This window comes from Aquamicrobium defluvii (assembly GCF_004363725.1).
In the GTDB taxonomy this organism is placed as follows: Bacteria; Pseudomonadota; Alphaproteobacteria; order Rhizobiales; family Rhizobiaceae; genus Mesorhizobium; species Mesorhizobium defluvii.
Genome location: NZ_SNZF01000003.1, coordinates 169,304 through 188,218, shown reverse-complemented (window position 1 = coordinate 188,218; position 18,915 = coordinate 169,304). Strand labels below are relative to the sequence as shown.

The 18,915-nt window shown below is 64.6% G+C and carries 21 protein-coding genes and 1 pseudogene; 9 read left to right on the top strand and 13 right to left on the bottom strand.

Annotation, left to right across the window (positions count from 1 at the left end):
- Window positions 1–3 precede the first annotated feature (3 nt).
- The 4 genes from DES43_RS03565 to DES43_RS03545 form a co-directional block, all read right to left on the bottom strand.
- Window positions 4–420, bottom strand: a complete 417-nt coding sequence (locus DES43_RS03565; RefSeq protein ID WP_035022234.1) for a GNAT family N-acetyltransferase — start codon at window positions 418–420, stop codon at window positions 4–6.
- A gap of 259 nt (window positions 421–679) precedes the next feature.
- Window positions 680–1,339 carry a peroxiredoxin gene (locus tag DES43_RS03555; RefSeq protein ID WP_035022232.1) on the bottom strand — a complete coding sequence of 220 codons (660 nt, stop codon included), beginning with the start codon at window positions 1,337–1,339 and terminating at the stop codon, window positions 680–682.
- 171 nt (window positions 1,340–1,510) lie between these two features.
- Window positions 1,511–1,876, bottom strand: coding sequence for a cell division protein ZapA (locus tag DES43_RS03550; protein ID WP_035022229.1), 366 nt, complete (start codon window positions 1,874–1,876; stop codon window positions 1,511–1,513).
- A gap of 16 nt (window positions 1,877–1,892) precedes the next feature.
- The gene (locus DES43_RS03545; RefSeq protein ID WP_035022225.1) at window positions 1,893–2,165 is read right to left on the bottom strand and encodes a DUF4164 domain-containing protein; all 273 of its coding nucleotides are present in this window, start codon (window positions 2,163–2,165) and stop codon (window positions 1,893–1,895) included.
- A 245-nt stretch (window positions 2,166–2,410) separates the two neighbouring features.
- Between DES43_RS03545 and tkt the strand changes: the two genes are divergently transcribed.
- From tkt to DES43_RS03520, 5 genes are all read left to right on the top strand, one after another.
- On the top strand, window positions 2,411–4,402 hold the full coding sequence (gene tkt / locus DES43_RS03540) for a transketolase (protein WP_035022222.1): 1,992 nt from the start codon (window positions 2,411–2,413) through the stop codon (window positions 4,400–4,402).
- Between the two features lie 141 nt (window positions 4,403–4,543).
- Complete coding sequence (gene gap, locus DES43_RS03535; RefSeq protein WP_035022219.1) at window positions 4,544–5,554, top strand: type I glyceraldehyde-3-phosphate dehydrogenase; 1,011 nt, start codon at window positions 4,544–4,546, stop codon at window positions 5,552–5,554.
- A 118-nt stretch (window positions 5,555–5,672) separates the two neighbouring features.
- Window positions 5,673–6,872 carry a phosphoglycerate kinase gene (locus DES43_RS03530; RefSeq protein WP_035022217.1) on the top strand — a complete coding sequence of 400 codons (1,200 nt, stop codon included), beginning with the start codon at window positions 5,673–5,675 and terminating at the stop codon, window positions 6,870–6,872.
- A 139-nt stretch (window positions 6,873–7,011) separates the two neighbouring features.
- The gene (locus tag DES43_RS03525) at window positions 7,012–8,037 is read left to right on the top strand and encodes a class I fructose-bisphosphate aldolase (protein ID WP_035022215.1); all 1,026 of its coding nucleotides are present in this window, start codon (window positions 7,012–7,014) and stop codon (window positions 8,035–8,037) included.
- A 141-nt stretch (window positions 8,038–8,178) separates the two neighbouring features.
- Complete coding sequence (locus tag DES43_RS03520; RefSeq protein ID WP_035022213.1) at window positions 8,179–8,337, top strand: DUF3309 family protein; 159 nt, start codon at window positions 8,179–8,181, stop codon at window positions 8,335–8,337.
- A gap of 86 nt (window positions 8,338–8,423) precedes the next feature.
- Here DES43_RS03520 and DES43_RS03515 read toward each other — a convergent pair whose 3' ends face one another.
- A complete protein-coding gene (locus DES43_RS03515) occupies window positions 8,424–9,602 on the bottom strand; it encodes an MFS transporter (RefSeq protein WP_035022211.1) in 1,179 nt (392 codons plus the stop codon).
- A 236-nt stretch (window positions 9,603–9,838) separates the two neighbouring features.
- On the opposite strand from DES43_RS03515, the gene DES43_RS03510 reads away from it, so the two are divergent.
- Window positions 9,839–10,312: a VOC family protein gene (locus tag DES43_RS03510; protein WP_198027459.1), complete on the top strand. Its 474-nt coding sequence runs from the start codon at window positions 9,839–9,841 to the stop codon at window positions 10,310–10,312.
- A 3-nt stretch (window positions 10,313–10,315) separates the two neighbouring features.
- Here DES43_RS03510 and DES43_RS03505 read toward each other — a convergent pair whose 3' ends face one another.
- Together DES43_RS03505 and DES43_RS03500 are read right to left on the bottom strand one after the other, a co-directional pair.
- Window positions 10,316–10,624, bottom strand: coding sequence for a DUF1244 domain-containing protein (locus tag DES43_RS03505; RefSeq protein WP_035022207.1), 309 nt, complete (start codon window positions 10,622–10,624; stop codon window positions 10,316–10,318).
- Between the two features lie 14 nt (window positions 10,625–10,638).
- Entirely contained in the window at window positions 10,639–11,436 is a 798-nt protein-coding gene (locus tag DES43_RS03500) for an N-formylglutamate amidohydrolase (protein ID WP_035022205.1), read from the bottom strand.
- A gap of 368 nt (window positions 11,437–11,804) precedes the next feature.
- On the opposite strand from DES43_RS03500, the gene DES43_RS03495 reads away from it, so the two are divergent.
- Window positions 11,805–12,287 carry a DUF1036 domain-containing protein gene (locus tag DES43_RS03495; protein ID WP_425352059.1) on the top strand — a complete coding sequence of 161 codons (483 nt, stop codon included), beginning with the start codon at window positions 11,805–11,807 and terminating at the stop codon, window positions 12,285–12,287.
- On the top strand, window positions 12,284–13,720 hold the full coding sequence (gene pyk, locus DES43_RS03490) for a pyruvate kinase (RefSeq protein ID WP_133674805.1): 1,437 nt from the start codon (window positions 12,284–12,286) through the stop codon (window positions 13,718–13,720). The genes DES43_RS03495 and pyk overlap by 4 nt, the downstream gene beginning before the upstream one ends.
- Window positions 13,721–13,745: 25 nt before the next feature.
- On the opposite strand, the gene DES43_RS03485 is transcribed toward pyk, so the two are convergent.
- Together DES43_RS03485 and ykgO are read right to left on the bottom strand one after the other, a co-directional pair.
- Window positions 13,746–14,357 carry a tetratricopeptide repeat protein gene (locus tag DES43_RS03485; RefSeq protein WP_035022201.1) on the bottom strand — a complete coding sequence of 204 codons (612 nt, stop codon included), beginning with the start codon at window positions 14,355–14,357 and terminating at the stop codon, window positions 13,746–13,748.
- A 109-nt stretch (window positions 14,358–14,466) separates the two neighbouring features.
- The gene (gene ykgO / locus DES43_RS03480) at window positions 14,467–14,592 is read right to left on the bottom strand and encodes a type B 50S ribosomal protein L36 (protein WP_035022199.1); all 126 of its coding nucleotides are present in this window, start codon (window positions 14,590–14,592) and stop codon (window positions 14,467–14,469) included.
- A gap of 255 nt (window positions 14,593–14,847) precedes the next feature.
- Here ykgO and DES43_RS03475 point away from each other — a divergent pair.
- A pseudogene (locus DES43_RS03475) lies at window positions 14,848–15,114 on the top strand (glycine zipper domain-containing protein); the annotation flags it as partial.
- A 153-nt stretch (window positions 15,115–15,267) separates the two neighbouring features.
- On the opposite strand, the gene rpsP reads toward DES43_RS03475, so the two are convergent.
- The 4 genes from rpsP to DES43_RS03455 form a co-directional block, all read right to left on the bottom strand.
- The gene (gene rpsP / locus DES43_RS03470) at window positions 15,268–15,657 is read right to left on the bottom strand and encodes a 30S ribosomal protein S16 (RefSeq protein ID WP_035022196.1); all 390 of its coding nucleotides are present in this window, start codon (window positions 15,655–15,657) and stop codon (window positions 15,268–15,270) included.
- A 53-nt stretch (window positions 15,658–15,710) separates the two neighbouring features.
- Window positions 15,711–16,037 (bottom strand): chorismate mutase, encoded by a 327-nt coding sequence (locus DES43_RS03465; protein WP_035022181.1) that lies wholly within the window; start codon window positions 16,035–16,037, stop codon window positions 15,711–15,713.
- A gap of 7 nt (window positions 16,038–16,044) precedes the next feature.
- Window positions 16,045–17,649, bottom strand: coding sequence for a signal recognition particle protein (gene ffh, locus DES43_RS03460; RefSeq protein ID WP_035022179.1), 1,605 nt, complete (start codon window positions 17,647–17,649; stop codon window positions 16,045–16,047).
- A 226-nt stretch (window positions 17,650–17,875) separates the two neighbouring features.
- Window positions 17,876–18,859 (bottom strand): CPBP family intramembrane glutamic endopeptidase, encoded by a 984-nt coding sequence (locus DES43_RS03455; RefSeq protein ID WP_035022176.1) that lies wholly within the window; start codon window positions 18,857–18,859, stop codon window positions 17,876–17,878.
- Window positions 18,860–18,915 lie beyond the last annotated feature (56 nt).

Genomic DNA, 18,915 nt, shown 5'->3' with positions numbered 1-18,915 from the left:
CGGTCAGGGCACCTTGAAGGCCATGCCGAGAGACCGCGGCGCGGTTTCGCGAAATCCGAACTGCTCGTAAAGCCTGTTTGCCGGGACATCGGCAATCAGGCTGACATAGGCCGAGGACGGAAGCGCTCTCTTCACGTGATCCATGAGTGCGGACATGATGGCCTTGCCCAGCCCGTGCCCCTGATGCTCCGGCTCCACCACGATGTCGACGATCTGGAAGAAGCAGCCGCCGTCGCCGACCAGCCGTCCCATGCCGACGACCGCGTCATCCTTCGTCACCAGCACGGCAAAACGGGTGCCTCTTAGTCCCGCGCTGGCAGCTTCGTGGGAAAAAGCGCTCAGCCCGCCGGCAGCGCGCAGGCGCATATAATCTTCGACGGAAGGGGTTCGGGCCAGAACCCGGTAACCGGATGGGGTCATGCTGTTGCCTCTGCGGGTGCATCCGCAGCGGATGCGTTGGCGCCGAACCTGTCATGAACCCCGGCCCATCACAAGGCGGTGCGGCCGGCGATCGACCAAGCCGCCGTCACTCTTCGCGCCTGGTCAGCAAGACGGTCGCGCCGCCGCAGGCCGGGTCGTTCTCCACATGCCTGAGAACGGTGAACCCGTTGCGGACAAGCAGGGCCCGGCGCGGAAAGCCGCATGGTTTCGCGGTGTCTGGGGAGTTGCCTGATTTTTGTCAGGCCGCCGGCTGCTTCGTCTTGCGGATGTAGGGCAGGATGGTCTCGTAGGAGCCGAAGCGCTTGACGGCGTCTTCGTTGGAGACGGCTGCGGTGATGATGACGTCGTCGCCCTGTTTCCAGTCGGCCGGCGTCGCCACCTGATGCCTGGCGGTGAGCTGGATGGAATCGATGGCGCGCAGGATTTCCTGGAAGTTGCGTCCCGTCGACATCGGATAGGTGAGGATCAGCTTGATCTTCTTGTCGGGCCCGATGACGAACACCGAGCGCACCGTGGCATTGTCGGCGGGCGTGCGGCCCTCGCAGCTGTCGCCGGCTTCGGCGGGCAGCATGTCGTAAAGCTTGGCGACTTTCAGATCGGTGTCGCCGATCAGCGGATAATCGACAGCATGGCCCGTGACGGTGCGGATGTCGTCCTTCCAGCGCTCATGGCTTTCGACCGGATCGACCGAGATGCCGATGATTTTGGCGTTGCGCTTTTTGAATTCATGCTCAAGCCCGGCCATCGTGCCGAGCTCGGTGGTGCAGACCGGCGTGAAATCCTTCGGATGGGAGAACAGCACTGCATAGCCGTCCCCGATCCAGTCGTGGAAGTGGATGGTTCCCTGCGTGGTTTCAGCCGTGAAGTCGGGGGCCGTGTCGTTGATGCGAAGGCTCATGGTCTGTCCCTGCCTGTTGTCTGGAAATGGCTGGGTTGCAGTCTAGCTCACGCAGAGGCGCATCAGGAAGAAAACAGACTTGGTTTATACCGTGAATCTGGAAAAAAATTCTACAAAAGTGAATATTTGCAGCTTCCGGATTCTGCCATCCGGGTTTTGCGGAATGGATGCCTATTCCTTGCGGGCAGAGAGTGTGGCGGCAAGCGTTTCCATCCGGTCGGCAAGGCTGCCCAGCGCGCCGGTGAGCGCCGCATCGTTCTTGTTGGCCTTGGCGAGGGCGTCGTCGCGGGTCTTGCGCAGGGTGTCGATCTCGCTCTCCATGCCCTTGATGCGCTTTTGCAACTCGGACAACTCGTCCATGACCATGATGCCGGCCATCACCGTCAGCCGCTGGTCGCCGATCTCGCCGAAGGATTCCTTGAGGTGGAGCACATAGCGGTCGAACATCTCCGCGAGGCCGATGAGGTGCTCCTCCTGACCTTCGTCGCAGGCCATACGGTACTGCTTGCCGTCGATCGAAACCGTCACCTGCGCCATTGCGACACTCCCGAGCCTACCTGTCCAGCACCGCGCGGATCGTTTCCATGGCGGTTACCAGACGACGCGACACTTCCTTGTTGGCTTCTTCCAGCCGCTCGGCGCGGGCTTCCGAATTGTCGAGTTCCTGCGCCAGCCGCGAGCGGTCCGCATTCATGCGCTGTACCTCGGCCTCGGCCTCGGCATAGTCGCGTTCATGTTCGAGCCGGGCAGCGACCGCGTCCTCGAGGCGTTCCATGGCCTTGCCCAGCCGGGCGATGACCTCCTTGAGCGTGGTGTCCCCGGTCATGGCTCATATCCCATTTATGCGCATCACCGAATCGTACGCGTTCAGAACGCGTTATCGAAGAAACATTAGGCTCCGTGTGAACCATGCGTCAACAAAGCTCTGGGGCTGTCCCCCGCTAACGACGTTACCGGATGCGTCGAATCGGCCGAAAAGCCATGAAAACGCACCGATTTGTTGACTTCAAGGCGTCGCCTGCTATGTGTCGCCCCACCTCTTTCCCCTGCCCAGATCCTGCTGGAGGAACCATGCCCTCGCGCGAACAACACGACCGGATGGCGAATGCGATCCGCTTTCTTTCCATGGATGCGGTCGAGAAGGCCAATTCCGGCCATCCGGGCCTGCCGATGGGCTGCGCCGACATTGCCACGGTGCTGTTCACCCGCTTCCTGAAATTCGATGCAAAGAACCCGCACTGGGCCGACCGCGACCGCTTCATCCTGTCGGCGGGGCATGGCTCGATGCTCCTTTACTCGCTGCTCTACCTGACCGGCTACGAGGACATGACCCTCGACGAGATCAGGAACTTCCGCCAGCTTGGCTCGCGGACTGCCGGCCATCCCGAATACGGCCACGCCGCCGGCATCGAGACGACCACCGGGCCGCTCGGCCAGGGCATCGCCAATTCGGTCGGCTTCGCGCTCGGCGAGCGCATCATGAACGCCGCCTTCGGCGACGGTCTGGTCGATCACTACACCTATGTGCTGGCCGGCGACGGCTGCCTGATGGAAGGCATCAGCCAGGAGGCGATCTCGCTGGCGGGCCATCTCAAGCTCAACAAGCTGATCGTCTTCTGGGATGACAACAACATCTCCATCGACGGCCCGGTGACGATGTCCGACAACACCGATCAGGCGGCCCGCTTCGCCGCTTCGGGCTGGAACACGCTGAAGATCGACGGCCATGACCCGCAGGCCATCGCCGCCGCCATCGAAGCCGCCCACAAGTCCGACCGGCCGACGCTGATCGCCGCCAGGACCACCATCGGCTTCGGTGCGCCGACCAAGGCCGGCACCAACAAGGTGCATGGCTCGCCGCTCGGCGCGGAGGAAATCGCCGGCGCGCGCAAGGCGCTCGGCTGGTCCTACGAGCCGTTCGAGGTTCCCGCCGATGTGCTGGATGCCTGGCGCGCCGCCGGTGCGCGGGGCGCACAGGCGCGCAATGCGTGGGAAGAACGCCTCGGCAGGATCGATGCCGGCCAGCGCGCCGAGTTCGAGCGCCGGGTGTCCGGCAAGCTGCCGGCTGGCCTCGACGCTGCCCTTGGCGCCTACAAGCAGAAGCTGGCAGAAGACAAGCCGAAGGTCGCCACGCGCAAGTCGTCGGAAATGGCGCTGGAAGTCATCAATGCCGTGGTGCCGGAGACCATCGGCGGCTCGGCCGACCTGACCGGCTCCAACAACACCAAGACCAGCCAGACCAGTGCGATCACGCCTGATAATTACGGCGAGCGCTACATCCACTACGGCATCCGCGAACTGGGCATGGCGGCGGCCATGAACGGCCTGACGCTGCATGGCGGCCTCATCCCCTATGGCGGCACCTTCATGTGCTTCTCCGACTATGCGCGGCCGGCCATGCGTCTGGCCTCGCTGATGGGCATCCGTTCCATCTTCGTCATGACCCATGATTCCATCGGTCTTGGCGAAGACGGCCCGACCCACCAGCCGGTCGAGCATCTGGCGGCGCTGCGCGCCATCCCCAACCACAACGTCTTCCGTCCGGCCGATGCGACCGAGGCGGCCGAATGCTGGCAGATTGCGCTGGAATCGGCAAAGACCCCGTCGACGCTGGCGCTCACCCGCCAGAACCTGCCGGCGGTGCGCACTGCCTATGTGGAAGAGAACCTGTGCCGCAAGGGCGCCTACGAGCTGGCCGCCGCCGAGGGTGGCGAGGCCGCGGTGACCATCTTCGCCACCGGCTCCGAGGTCGAGATCGCGCTCAAGGCGCGCGATCTGCTGCAGGGGCACGGCCATCCGACCCGCGTCGTCTCGGCGCCCTGCCTCGACATCTTCTGGCAGCAGGACGAAGCCTATCGCGCCGCGACAATCGGCACGGCGAAGGTGAAGGTCGCGGTCGAGGCCGGCATTCGCCAGGGCTGGGATGCGGTCATCGGCACCGACGGCATCTTCGTCGGCATGACCGGCTTCGGCGCCAGCGGCACCATCGAGCAGCTCTACGCCCATTTCGGCATCACCGCCGAGGCGGTGGCAAAGGCGGCGGAAGGCCGGTTGCACGGCTGACTGTCGCATGATCGACAGGCAGGCCCCGGGAAGTTGTGGACCAGGGGCCGGCTAATCGATTTGAAGCAGATGGCGGGCCATGGATTCCGGAGCCCGCCTCCCTTAAGAACGGCAGGGATTTTCCCGCTTCAGGAGACGGACATGACTTTGAAGGTTGCCATCAACGGATTTGGCCGCATCGGCCGCAACATCGTGCGCGCGATCTATGAAAGCGGCCGCAAGGACATCGATGTCGTCGCCATCAACGACCTCGGCCCGGTCGAGACCAACGCGCATCTGCTGCGCTACGATTCCGTGCATGGCCGCTTCCCGAGCGAAGTGAAGGTCGATGGCGACACCATCTCGGTCGGCTCCGACTCCTTCAAGGTGTTCGCAGAGCGCGATCCCTCGAAGCTGCCGTGGGGCGAGCTCGGCGTCGACATCGTGCTGGAGTGCACCGGCATCTTCACCTCCAAGGAAAAGGCCTCGGCCCACCTTGCCGGCGGCGCCAAGCGCGTCATCGTCTCGGCTCCGGCCGATGGCGCCGACCTGACCGTCGTCTACGGCGTCAACCACGACAAGCTGACGAAGGACCATGTCGTCATCTCCAATGCTTCGTGCACGACCAACTGCCTGGCTCCGGTCGCCAAGGTGCTCAACGATGCTTTCGGCATCGAGAAGGGCTTCATGACCACGGTGCACGCCTATACGGGCGACCAGCCGACGCTCGACACCATGCACAAGGACCTCTACCGCGCCCGCGCCGCTGCCGTTTCGATGATCCCGACCTCGACGGGTGCCGCCAAGGCCGTCGGCCTCGTTCTTCCCGAGCTGAAGGGCAAGCTCGACGGCGTGTCGATCCGCGTGCCGACGCCGAACGTCTCGGTCATCGACTTCAAGTTCGTGCCGAAGCGCAACGTCACCGTCGAGGAAGTCAACGCCGCGCTGGTCGCTGCCGCCGACGGCCCGCTCAAGGGCATCCTCGCCTACACCAATGAGCCGCTGGTCTCCATCGACCTCAACCACAATCCGGCATCCTCGACCTTCGCGCTCGACCAGACCAAGGTGATCGAGGGCAACCTCGTGCGTGTCATGTCGTGGTACGATAACGAATGGGGCTTCTCCAACCGCATGGCCGACACGGCTGTGGCGCTTGGCAAGACCATCGCCTGATCTGCATTAACACAAGGAAACGCCCGGCTTTGCCGGGCGTTTTGCTTTGTGTCATAAGCCTTGCAATGCGGCGCCGGTTCCGAGGTTTCCGCAGCGTTCTCAAAAGGGTGTTTTCAACATGACAGCTGACTTCAAGACGCTGGATGACATTGGCGATATCCGTGGCAAGCGGGTGCTGGTGCGTGTGGACCTCAATGTGCCGATGGCTGACGGAAAGGTCACCGACACCACGCGCATCGAGCGTGTCGGGCCGACCATCGCCGAGCTTTCGGACAAGGGCGCGAAGGTCATCCTGCTCGCCCATTTCGGCCGTCCGAAAGGCGAAGCCAATCCGGAGTTCTCGCTGGAGCCTGTGGCGAAGGCCACTGCGGAAGCGCTTGGCCGCGCCGTCGGTTTCGCCGGCGACTGCATCGGCGGAAAGGCAGCCAGCGCAATTGCCGCCATGAAGGATGGCGACGTGCTGCTTCTGGAAAACACCCGGTTCCACAAGGGCGAGGAAAAGAACGACCCCGATTTCGTCAGGGCGCTGGCCGAAAACGGCGACATCTATGTCAACGATGCGTTTTCCGCCGCGCACCGGGCGCATGCCTCGACCGAGGGGCTGGCGCATGTGATGCCGGCCTATGCCGGACGCACCATGCAGGCCGAGCTGGAAGCGCTTGAAAAGGGGCTGGGCAGCCCGGTCAAGCCGGTGGTCGCCATCGTGGGCGGAGCCAAGGTCTCGACCAAGATCGACCTGCTCATGAATCTCGTGAAGAAGGTCGATGCGCTGGTGATCGGCGGCGGCATGGCCAACACCTTCCTTGCCGCGCGCGGCACGGAGGTCGGCAAGTCGCTGGCCGAGCATGACCTTGCCCGGACGGCGAAGCAGATCATGATCGAGGCCGCCGAGGCCGGCTGCGCGGTCATCCTGCCCGTCGATGGCGTGGTAGCGCGCGAGTTCAGGGCGAATGCCCCGAATGAGACGGTGGCCATCGATGCCGTGCCAGCCGATGCCATGATCCTTGATGCCGGGCCGAAGAGCGTCGAGGTGGTCAACCAGTGGATCGACCGGGCAGCGACTCTTGTCTGGAACGGTCCGCTGGGCGCCTTCGAGATCGAGCCCTTCGACCGCGCAACGGTCGAGGCCGCACGCCATGCCGCCGGTCGCACGCGCGAAGGCAAGCTGGTGTCGGTGGCCGGCGGCGGCGACACGGTGGCCGCCCTCAACCATGCGGGCGCGGCCGACGACTTCACCTATGTCTCGACCGCAGGCGGCGCCTTCCTGGAGTGGATGGAGGGCAAGCCGCTGCCGGGCGTCGAGGTCCTGAAGCGCTGATTCCCGCAGCTTTCGCCCGAAAGGCGGAAACTGTGAACTTTCAATCGATTAGGACGTGGGTCCGGCATTCCTTTGCCGGGCGGGTTCTGCTATGCGGCGGGCATCTCATCCAGCCGGTGCTTTATTTAGGAGTGACTCTATGAGCGAACGTCTTGAGGATATCGCGGCGGCCATGGTGGCCGACGGCAAGGGCATTCTTGCGGCGGACGAAAGTTCCGGAACGATCAAGAAGCGCTTCGACGTCATCGGCGTCGAATCCACGGAGAACAACCGCCGCGACTATCGCGAGCTGATGTTCCGTACGCAGGAGGCGATGACGAAGTACATCTCCGGCGTCATCCTCTACGACGAGACCATCCGCCAGAAGGCCGCCGACGGCACGCCGCTGGTCGACATCATCAGGGCTGCCGGCGCCATTCCCGGCATCAAGGTCGATGCCGGCGCCAAGCCGCTGGCCGGCTTCCCCGGCGACACCATCACCGAGGGCCTCGACGGGTTGCGCGAGCGTCTGGCCGAGTATCACAAGCTCGGTGCCCGTTTCGCCAAGTGGCGCGCCGTGATCGACATCAACGACGAAGAGGGCGTTCCCTCCGGCTACGCCATCGACGCCAACTGCCATGCGCTTGCCCGCTATGCGGCGCTCTGCCAGGAAGCCGGCATCGTGCCGATCGTCGAGCCGGAAGTGCTGATGGACGGCGCCCACGACATCGACACCTGCTATGAGGTCACCAAGGTCACGCTGCTCCAGCTCTATGCCGAGCTGAACGCTGCCGACGTGGTTCTGGAAGGCACGATCCTCAAGCCGAACATGGTCATCGCCGGCAAGAAGTCGGGCACGAAGAACGCGCCCGAGGAAGTGGCGGAGAAGACCATCAGGCTGTTCCGCGAAACGGTGCCGTCCGCCGTTCCGGGTATTGCCTTCCTGTCCGGCGGCCAGTCGGACGAAGAGGCGACGGCGAACCTCAACGCCATCAACGCCATCGGCCCGCATCCGTGGAAGCTGACCTTCTCCTATGGCCGCGCCCTGCAGGCCGCGCCGCAGAAGGCATGGGCGGGCAAGGTGGAGAACGTTGCCGCCGCGCAGGCCGCCTTCACGCACCGCGCCCGCATGAACTCGCTGGCCGCGCTCGGCAAGTGGGAAGCCGAGCTGGAAAAGGCCGTCTGAACGGCCGCTGCGTCCCCGCATTCGAACCCCGGGCGTCTCGCCCGGGTTTTTTCATGGCCACCCGATTGATGCGGGAAGGGAACGCGGGACCGGCTTGCGCATTGTGAACTGAGACATTCACAAGGCGGGAGAGATTCAGCCATGCCTCTTACGACGCTCCTCATCATCGTTCTGGTGCTGATCCTTATCGGCGCCATACCGAGCTGGCCCTATTCGCGCAACTGGGGATACGGCCCCTCCGGCATTGTCGGCGTTCTGCTGGTGGTGCTGCTGATCCTGGTGCTGATGGGACGGATCTGACGTCCTGGATGCCAGCCTGCCCGACCTGTCTGGCAGGTGCTTCCCGTTATGGCACCGAGGGCCGGGGCGGTTTCCCCCGCGACGCCCTATTCGGCCGGCTGGCCGACGCTGAAATCCGCGCGGTGCGCGAGCCCCGCCATCAGGAAGACGACGAAGAGCAGGCCCGACAGGCTGATGAAAACCGGCCCGAAGCCGATATGCTCGGCGACGAAGCCGATGGCCGATGGCGCGACCAGAATGCCGCAATAGCCCATGGTCGTGACCACGCTCATGCCGATGCCCGAGGGTATGCCGTGCTGATTGCCGGCGGCCGAAAACGCGATCGGCACCATATTGGCGATGCCGATGCCGCAAAAGGCAAAGCAGACGATCGCCATCCATGGCGAGAAGGCCAGCCCGGCCCCGAGCATTCCGGCGGCGGCAAGGAGCGCGCAGGCGCGAAGCGTCGTGACCGCCCCGAAGCGATTGCGTACGGCATCTCCGGCAAAGCGCATGCAGGCCATGACACCGGAAAAGGCGGCGAAGGCAAGGCTCGCCGTGGCGAGATCGGCGCCGAGCTCCTGTTGCAGGTAGAGCGCGGCCCAGTCGAGTACCGCGCCTTCCGGCGTCATCGAAAACAGCGCCATGATGCCGATCAGATAGATGAAGGGATTGTGCGGCAGCGCGAAGCGGATGCGTCCTGTGGCGGCGGGCCGGTCCTCCGCAACCAGATGGCGTGCGGCCAGCATGACGCCGGCAAAGGCGATGGCGGTGATGATCGCCGCATGGGCCAGGTGCCCGAGCGTCTGGATGCCCAGACCGCCCAGACCGCCGCCGACGAAGCCGCCGAGACTCCAGAAACCGTGCGATGACGACATGATGGCGCGCCCCAGCCGGCGTTCCGCAACCACGGCATTGGTGTTCATGGCCACGTCCATGGCGCCGATCAGGCCGCCGAACACGATCATGGCCGGAGCCGCCAGGAGCACGTCGGGGGCCAGAGCCACCAGAAGCAGGCCGAAGCTGGCGGCGATGGCGAACCGTGTCAGGACGATGCGCGATCCGTGCCGTGCGATCAGATGCCCGCACCACGACATGGCTACCACCGCGCCTGCGCCAAACAGCAGGATGAGAAGGCCGAGCGTGAACTTGCTGATCTCCAGCCGCACCAGCAGGACCGGAATCTGCGGTGCCCAGCTTCCGGTGATGAAACCATTGACGAAGAACATGGCGGCGACGGCCCGGCGTCCGCGTACCGCAATCTCCTTCCGGCTCTGCTCATCCATGATCGGTAGTCCGAAGAACTGAAGACGACCGCCTTTTAAATCGTTTTATGCGTCGCGTCCAACCGTCCCGTAGCGAAGACATGTGCCAATTCCCGCCGGCATCGGTACCAGAGCCATTTCAATGGAAAATGACCCGGATCGGCCATGCAATGGAACGACGGCCGGGACCAATGCGTTGCTGCCTGCAAGCCGCGGCGTGGGGCATTCCCGTAAAGCCGAAAGGAACGACGATGGTCATCCCCAAAAATACGGTCTGCCTGTGGTACGAGAAGGATGCCGAAACCGCGGCGCGCTTCTATGCCGGGGTCTTCCCCGGGAGCTCCGTCGGCGCTGTCCACCGCGCGCCGGGCGACTACCCTTCCGGCAAGGCCGGCGATGTTCTGACGGTCGACTTCATCGTCGCCGGCATCCCCTGCCTGGGCCTCAATGGCGGGCCCGTTTTCAGGCACAACGAAGCCTTCTCGTTCCAGATCGCCACCGACGATCAGGAAGAGACGGACCGCTACTGGAATGCCATCGTCGGCAATGGCGGTCAGGAAAGCGAGTGCGGCTGGTGCAAGGACAAATGGGGCATCTCCTGGCAGATCACGCCGCGCGTGCTGACCGAGGCGATGGCCGCCGGCGGTGCGGAAGCAAAGCGGGCCTTCGAGGCGATGATGACGATGCGCAAGATCGACGTCGCGGCAATCGAGGCTGCCCGACGCGGCTGAAGGTCAGTGATCCTTCGGCTGGTTCTGGCCGAAGGCGGCTTTCTGCGCGTCGGAAGCTTCAAGCTGGTAACGTGCACGCCAGTCGTCATAGGGCATGCCGTAGACGATCTCGCGCGCCTCGTCCTTCGAGAGAGCCGTGCCTTCGGCTTCGGCGGCCTCGCGATACCAGTTGGCGAGGCAGTTGCGGCAGAAGCCGGCGAGATTCATCAGGTCGATATTCTGCACGTCCGTGCGCTCGCGCAGATGCCTGAGCAGGCGGCGGAAGGCGGCGGCCTCGAAGTCGCGCTGCTTGTCCTCGTCGATCTGCCTCATGGCGCTCTCCTCATTCACAGGGGGCCGGTGCGCGAGCCGAAGCGGCGCACCTCATGTATATCGGGGCGCCGGTTGATCGCGTCAACGATCGGGGCAAGGCGATGCGCCCAATGGCTGGCCGCCTGCGCCGTGGCGATCAGGTCCTGCCGGATCTCGATCAGCGCATGCGGATAGCCGTTGACGATGGCGTGGCGGAACATGGTGTCGCCGCGCAGCGCACCGTCATAAGGCTCGTTGTCGCCGACCGTGAGCGCGCCGTCCGCTGCGAGCGCCTCGATCAATGGTTTCGCCACGCGGTCGTCGCGGTCCCACAGCACGCCGACATGCCATGGCCGGGCGATGCCCTGCATGGACGGGGTGAAGGAATGCACGGATAACAGGAACGGCGCGCGGCCTGAACGGGCGGCGACCGCTGCCGTCGCGGCCGAAACGGCGTCGTGATAGGGCCTGTAGAACATGTCGAGCCGGCGCTGCCGTTCCGCTCCGGAAAGCGGATAGTTGCCGGTGATGATGGTGCCGTCGTAGAGTTGGCGGATCAGGGTCGGGTCGTCCTCGCCGCGGTTTGGATCGATGAGCAGGCGCGAGAAGTTTGCCAGCACAGCCGGCGCGCCGAGCAGGGCGGCCAGCTCGCGCGTCACCGCCTCGGCACCGATGTCATAGGCGATGTGGCGCTCGAACTCCGCCTCCGGCAGGCCGAGCGTACCGTAGTCCTGCGGCAGGTCGCGCCTTGCGTGATCGCAGACAAGCAGGATGCCGCGGCTGGCATCGCCTTTGACCAGATCGAAAGGAGCAAAAACTGTGGATCGGGTCATGGCTGCGGGGAAAGGTCCGTTTTTCGTTCCGGGCTGGATGATAGAGCAGATTCAGAAGTCGAAGTGGGAACCGGCTTTCCGTCCGGAATTGCGCAGAAACAGCACCTTGCAACGTTTCCGTGATTCTGGAGGGGGCGGAAATGCTCTAGTCTCATCCCACGAAGGGGGCATGTGTGCAATGCCGTTGCTTGGGCCGTTGCTTGGGCCGTGGTTTGGACAAGGTTTTCTCCAGAATTCCGCTGCGGGCGACAAACCACCGCGCTCTGCTGATTTAAATCGATTGGATTTATATGCTGCCTCGCGTTGACATGCGTGCGCAGTTTGCCGAAAAGGGGCTGAAGCACATGAAGGGATCGATGCTGAGGGGTATGAACAGGGTCCGTTCCGGCGCAGGCAGGGCGCTCCTGGCGGTACTGCCGTTCGCCGCAGCTGTCATCGCCGTTCTGGCGCAGGCCACGCCTGCCCATGCCGATTTCCGGGTCTGCAATGCCACGCAGAGCCTCGTCGGCGTCGGCATCGGCTACAGGGCCAAGGCCGGCTGGATCACCGAAGGCTGGTGGCACATCGAGGCGTCGAGCTGCAAGACGCTGATCGAGGGGCCGCTGTCATCGCGGTTTTACTATCTCTATGCAGAAGATGCCGAACGCGGCGGCCGTTGGGACGGGCCGATCAACATGTGCGTGGCGGAAAAGGAATTCAAGATCGCCGGCGTCACCGATTGTGTGGCACGAGGCTTCCAGCGGGCCGGCTTCCAGGAATACGACACCGGAGAGCAGTCGAACTGGATGGTCCAGCTGACCGAGCAACCGGCAACAGACGGGGCTTCGGCCTCAGGAACGAACGGTCAATGAGACGTAGCCGCAAGGTCAAGATACTCGCAACAATCGGTCCGGCTTCTTCCGAGCAGGCCACGCTGAAGAAACTTTTCGAAGCGGGTGCGGATGTCTTCCGCATCAATATGAGCCATGCCGATCACGAGCTTATGCGCACGCTGATCGGCCGCATCCGGGCCGTCGAGGCCGAGGTCGGGCGTCCGATCGGGATTCTCGCCGACCTGCAGGGTCCCAAGCTGCGCGTTGGCCGCTTCGCCAACGGCAAGGAAACGCTTGCCGTCGGCCAGACCTTCACCCTCGACGACGACACCGCGCCGGGCGATGCCACGCGCGTTCACCTGCCCCATCCCGAAATCCTGAAGTCGGTGGAGCCGGGGCACCGCCTGCTGATCGACGATGGCAAGCTGGAGCTGAAGGCGGTGAGATGCGACGGCCGCTCAATCCAGTGCGTGGTCGTGGCCGGCACGTCGATTTCCGACCGCAAGGGCGTATCGCTGCCCGATACCGACCTGCCCGTCGGCGCGCTGACCGAGAAGGACCGTGCCGACCTCGATGCCGCGCTGGAGGCAGGCGTCGACTGGATCGCGCTCTCCTTCATCCAGCGCCCCGAAGACCTGATCGAAGCCCGCCGGATCGCCAATGGCCGGGCGCTGCTCCTGTCCAAGATCGAGAAGCCGCAGGCGGTGGCCCGGCTTTCCGAGATCATGGAACTGACCGACGCGCTGATGGTGGCGCGTGGCGATCTCGGCGTGGAAATGCCGCCCGAGGCGGTGCCCGGCATCCAGAAGCAGATCACGCGAGCTGCCCGCAAGGCCGGCAAGCCGGTGGTCGTTGCAACCCAGATGCTGGAATCGATGATCTCGGCACCCGTGCCGACCCGCGCCGAGGTGTCGGACGTGGCGACCGCCGTGTTCGAAGGGGCCGACGCCATCATGCTGTCGGCCGAATCCGCCGCCGGGGCCTATCCGGTCGAGGCGGTCGCCACCATGAACCGTATCGCCGAGCGCGTCGAGAAGGACCCCACCTATCCGGCTATCATCAACGCCCAGCGTTCGACGCCGGAGCCGACCGGCCCGGACGCCATCTCCTACGCCGCGCGCGAAATCGCCGAAACGCTCGAACTGTCGGCCATCGTTACCTACACGGCTTCCGGTGCAACCGGCCTGCGCGCCGCGCGCGAGCGTCCGAAGGTGCCGATCATCACCCTTTCGCCGATCCTCGAGACGGCACGCCGTCTGTCGCTTGCCTGGGGCACCCATTGCGTGGTGACCGAGGATGCCACGGATCTGGACGACATGGTGGACCGCGCCTGCCGCATTGCGGTGCAGGAAAGCTTTGCCGCAGCGGGCGGGCGCATCATCATCACCGCCGGTGTGCCGTTGGGAACATCGGGCGCGACCAACATGCTGCGCATCGCCGACATCGGGGCAGAGGGATCGCCCCGCAAATAGCGCCGCGGGGGCTGGCCGGGGTCGCTCAGATGCTCTGGCCGGCAATTTCCTCGGACAGCCTCGCCAGCTGGTCCTGTGCAGCGCGCAGGGCCGGATAGACGTCGAGCACGCGCTGCCAGGCAGCGATGGCGGGCTCCTTGCGGTCGGTGTCGGACATGATGCGGGCCAAGCCGGAAATCGCCCCATAGTGGCGCGGCTCCAGCTTCAGCGTGCGGTCGATGTCGGCCATCGACTTGGCGTAGTTCTTCATCGTGTAGTGGATGGTGGCGCGCCGGTTCCAGCCCTCGGCGAAATCCGGCTGCAAGGTCACCACCTGATCGAGGAAGTCGAGCGCCACGTCATACTTGCGGGCTGCCGCCGCCTTCTGCGCCCATTGCATCATGAGGTCCACCGAGGCGCTGCCCGATTGGGACCATTCCTGCTGGATTCGGCGCGCTATGCGCTCGGCGGCTTTGGCATTGCCTTCGCGTTTCAGCTCCGCGAACAGCCGGTCGATCTTCTGCGCGCGGCTTTCGGCGGGCCTTTCGAGCGTGTTCTCCGCAGGATCGCTGTGGCGGGCAGGCTCGCTTGCCGCAGCGGCAAGGGCCGCGGCGTCCAGCGACAGGAGTGTCGCGGCGATGAGAACGACAAAGCGCATGAAAGGGAATCTAACCCCGTCATGCGCTTCGTCAAACTGAATTTCGCGTGAGCCGTATAAGCGGAGCGGCGGCACCCTGAAAGGCTTGCAGCCCCGGCGAAGCTGTGGCTCAGCCCTGACGGGCCTTGTAGCGCGGGTCGGTCTTGTTGATGATGTAGATGCGGCCCTTGCGGCGAACCAGGCGGTTGTCGCGGTGACGTGCCTTCAGCGCCTTGAGCGAATTTTTGATCTTCATGGTATTGCCCGTCAATTTGGCCCTTTGCGGGCGTAACTGAAAAGCGCGCCCAAAAGCGCGCCGAAGTTGTGACAGGCTCATAAACGACGAGGCTTGCTCCTGTCAACCTTCGCATGGGGTTTCGGATGCCGGAATCGCGTTCAGCCGCCATTCATCCGCCGGCTGCCACTGATTTGCGCGGCCCCGGATCGAATCCCGTTTCCGCACGTTATCGGGGTGGTGAGGGACAGAAACTGTCCGCGAGAGGTTGAGACAATGAAGAAATTGATCGTGGTGATGGGTCTGCTCGTGCCGCTTGCCGCATGCTCGCAGACCGAACAGGGTGCGACCATAGGCGGTCTGAGCGGTGCGGCCATCGGTACCGCCGTCGCTTCGCCCGGAAACCGTGCCGAGGGTGCGCTTGTCGGCGGCGCCGTTGGAGCCGTGGCGGGCGCGCTGATCGGTTCCGCCAACGAGCCGAACCGCTGCCGCTATCGCGACCGATATGGCCGCGTCTATACCGCGCAATGCCCGCGCGGCTACGACGATCGCTACTACGGCAATCGCTATGACGACCGTTACAGCCACAGCCGCTACGGCGACCGCCGTTACAGGGACGGCTACTGATCCCTCCGGCAGCATAAAAAGGCCGCGCCGGTCTGCCCGGGGCGGCCTTTCCTGAATGTAAGTCCTGGCTTACTCTGCGCCGGCTTCGGCCGGGGCGGCAGCGGCGGCAAGCGCGGCGGCAGCCTGTTCCTGAGCCTTCTTGAGAAGAGCCTCGCGTTCCTGGGCTTTCTTGCCCGGCAGGCCCTTGGTGGGGTTGCTGCGGGCTTCGCGCTTGGCGATACCGCTCTGGTCGAGGAAGCGGGCGACGCGGTCGGTCGGCAGGGCGCCGTGGTCCAGCCAGTGCTTGACGCGGTCGGCGTCGACCTTCACGCGGTCGCCGTCCTTCGGCAGCATCGGGTTCCATGCACCCACGATTTCGATGAAGCGGCCGTCGCGCGGGCTGCGCACGTCGGCGATCACGATGTGGTAGTAGGGACGCTTCTTGGAGCCCGCGCGGGCCAGTCTGATCTTCAGTGCCATTTTCTTTCTCCTAAAGCTCTGATGTCTCGGTCTGTGTTCGGTCCGGCCTGGGTTCAGCCGGGTTGGGAGGCGCCGCCATTGGCAGCGATATGCTCATGGTGGCGGATGACCTCGCGGATGACGAAGTTTAGGAACTTCTCCGCGAAGTCGGGGTCGAGATGGGCGTCGTCGGCCAGCCGCCGCAGGCGCTCGATCTGCTGGGCCTCGCGCGCCGGGTCGGCAGGCGGCAGGCCATAGGTGGCCTTGAGCACGCCCACCGCCTTGGTGCAGCGAAAGCGCTCGGCCAGCATGTGGATGAGGGCAGCGTCGATGTTGTCGATCGAGGAGCGGTAGCCTGCGAGCAGGCGCTTCGCCTCGTCGAGGTTCCTGTCTTCGCTCATCGTTCCCTCACTTCTTCTTGTTGCCGGGAAGGCCGCCGAGGCCGGGCAGCTTCATGCCGCCGGGCAGGCCGGGAAGACCGCCGCCCAGACCCGGCAGACCGCCGGGCAGACCACCAGGCATGCCGCCCGGAAGTCCACCGGGCAGTCCCTTGCCGAGACCGGCGGCTTCCGCCTGCTTTTTCAGCGCCTCGATCTGCTTCGGGTCCATCTTCGACAGGTCGGGCATGCCGCCCATCATGCCGCCAAGGCCGCCCATGCCCATCTTCGAGGCGAGGCCGCCCATGAGGCCGCGCATCATGCCGCCGCCCTTGCCCTTGCCGCCCATGGCCTTCATCATGTCGGCCATGCCGCGATGCATCTTGAGCAGCTTGTTGATCTCCGCCGCATCCGTGCCGGAGCCGGCGGCGATGCGCTTCTTGCGGCTGTGCTTGAGGATGTCGGGATTGGCGCGTTCGGCCTTGGTCATCGAGGAGATGATGGCGAGCTGGCGCCTGAACATCTTGTCGTCGAGACCGGCGGCGGCCATCTGGTCCTTCATCTTGCCCATGCCGGGCATCATGCCCATGATGCCGCCCATGCCGCCCATCTTCTGCATCTGGCCAAGCTGGTCGGCGAGGTCGTTCAGATCGAACTTGCCCGACTGCATCTTCTTCGCCATCGCCGCGGCCTTTTCCGCGTCGATGGTTTCGGCTGCCTTCTCGACGAGCGAAACGATGTCGCCCATGCCCAGAATGCGGTCGGCGATGCGCTTGGGATAAAACTCCTCCAGCGCATCCATCTTCTCGCCGGTGCCGATCAGCTTGATCGGCTTGCCGGTGACGGCGCGCATGGAAAGGGCGGCGCCGCCGCGCCCGTCGCCGTCCATGCGGGTCAGCACGAGGCCGGTGATGCCGACGCGCTCGTCGAAATTGCGGGCGAGGTTGACCGCGTCCTGACCGGTCAGCGAATCGGCGACGAGCAGGATTTCGTGCGGGTTCGAGGCCGTCCTGATCTCGGCCATTTCGGCCATCAGCGGTTCGTCGATATGGGTGCGGCCGGCGGTGTCGAGAATGACGACGTCATGGCCGCCGAGCTTCGCCGCCTGCACGGCGCGGCGGGCGATGTCGACAGGCGACTGGCCGGCGACGATCGGCAGCGTGGCAACCTTGGTCTGCTCGCCAAGCTGGCGCAACTGCTCCTGCGCGGCCGGCCGGCGCGTGTCCAGCGAGGCCATCAGCACCTTCTTGCCCTGACGTTCGGTCAGGCGGCGCGCGATCTTGGCGGTGGTGGTGGTTTTGCCCGAACCCTGTAGGCCGACCATCATGACGACGACCGGGGCGGGCGCGTTGAGGTCGATCGGCACGCCCTCCTCGCCCAGCATGGCGACCAGTTCGTCATGGACGATCTTGACCACCATCTGGCCGGGCTTGATCGACTTGAGAACCGCAGCGCCGACAGCCTGCTCGCGCACCCTGTCGGTGAAGGAGCGCACGACATCGAGCGCGACGTCGGCTTCCAGCAGGGCGCGGCGAACCTCGCGCAGCGCGGCCGAGACGTCGGCCTCCGACAGCGCGCCGCGGCCGGTAAGGCCGTTCAGGATCGAGCCAAGGCGTTCCTGCAGCGATTCAAACATGTCTCTTCCTTTTCCCTGCCGTCCATGGATGGACGAGAGGTAGTGCCGCTCCGGCCTTTCTCCAAACGAAACCAAAGCCGAAAAGCACCCGGGGGCGCATCGCGCTGCCGGGTGTTGGCCTCCGGGGTCGACACGCAGCCATGAAAGGCCCGGCGCCCCGGTCAGCTTCGCGAAAAGAAGACTTGTCGCAGAATTGTGCGCTTAAGACAGGAAAAACGGGCCGGAGTCAAGGCTGACGCTGAGACGGAACAGGGGCTGCGACGTCTTCCGGTTCCGTTTGCAGCTTGAGGGGCGAGCGCGGATGAACCAGAAGGGCCAGGGTCAGCGCGCTGCAGGCGAAGCCGATAAGGGTGAGCAGGACCGCGTCGGTCGCGGTCCAGCCCGGACCTTCGAGCGATGCGCCCATGAAAAGGGCAAGTGCGCCGTAGGTGTCCTGATGGGAGATCAGCGTGAAGCCGAACAGGTTGTTGGCAAGGTGGGCGCCGAACGCGGCGCCCAGATTGCCGGTCAGCCAGACCGTGGCCGCGAGCACCAGCGCGAAGGCTCCTATGGTGAGAATGCCGGACAGATGGACGGCCGGATTTGCCGAAGCGCCCCAGTGCAGCGCGGTGAAGACGATCACGGGCAGCAGGAACCAGACGAGCGGGCTTGCAAAGCGTGCGGCCAGCCCACGCATCATATAGCCACGGAAAAGCACTTCCTCGGCCGAAGTCTGGATGAATGTCAGCAAAACGGCCGGCAGAAGGAAAAGCAGCCAGCTTGCGGGCGGAATGGGGCCCCTGACGATTTCCGGACGGATCAGGTAGATCAGCGCTTCCGAGAGCAGGGAGGTGAGGATCACCGCGAGGAAACCCCTGGCGAAGCCGCCGCGCGACAGGCGCCGGCCTGCGCCGAACAGGGCGGAAAGGGGCTGGCGATGCACGAAGCGCATGGCCAGCCAAAGACCGACCCATATCCCAGAGAAGGACAGGAGCATGGCCGCGATGCCCGCCGGAGAGGCGATAAAGTCCATCATCAGGTCGGTTTCGAGGGCTTCGCCTGCCCCGATGCGGCCCATGCCGAAGAGATAGGAGCCGATACCGATGGCCGCGAACGAGCTCACAACCCAGAAGGCAATCACGATCAGCGTTCCGGCAATGAGCCGTGGCAGTGTCGTCTTTTCGCCTGCCGAGCGGCGGTATCGATCAAAAGCGCGTGAAGTGCCCATCATTGATGTTCTGCCGGTTTTGCCGCTCAGGCTCAGTAGCGCATGTCGAGGGCAAGTTG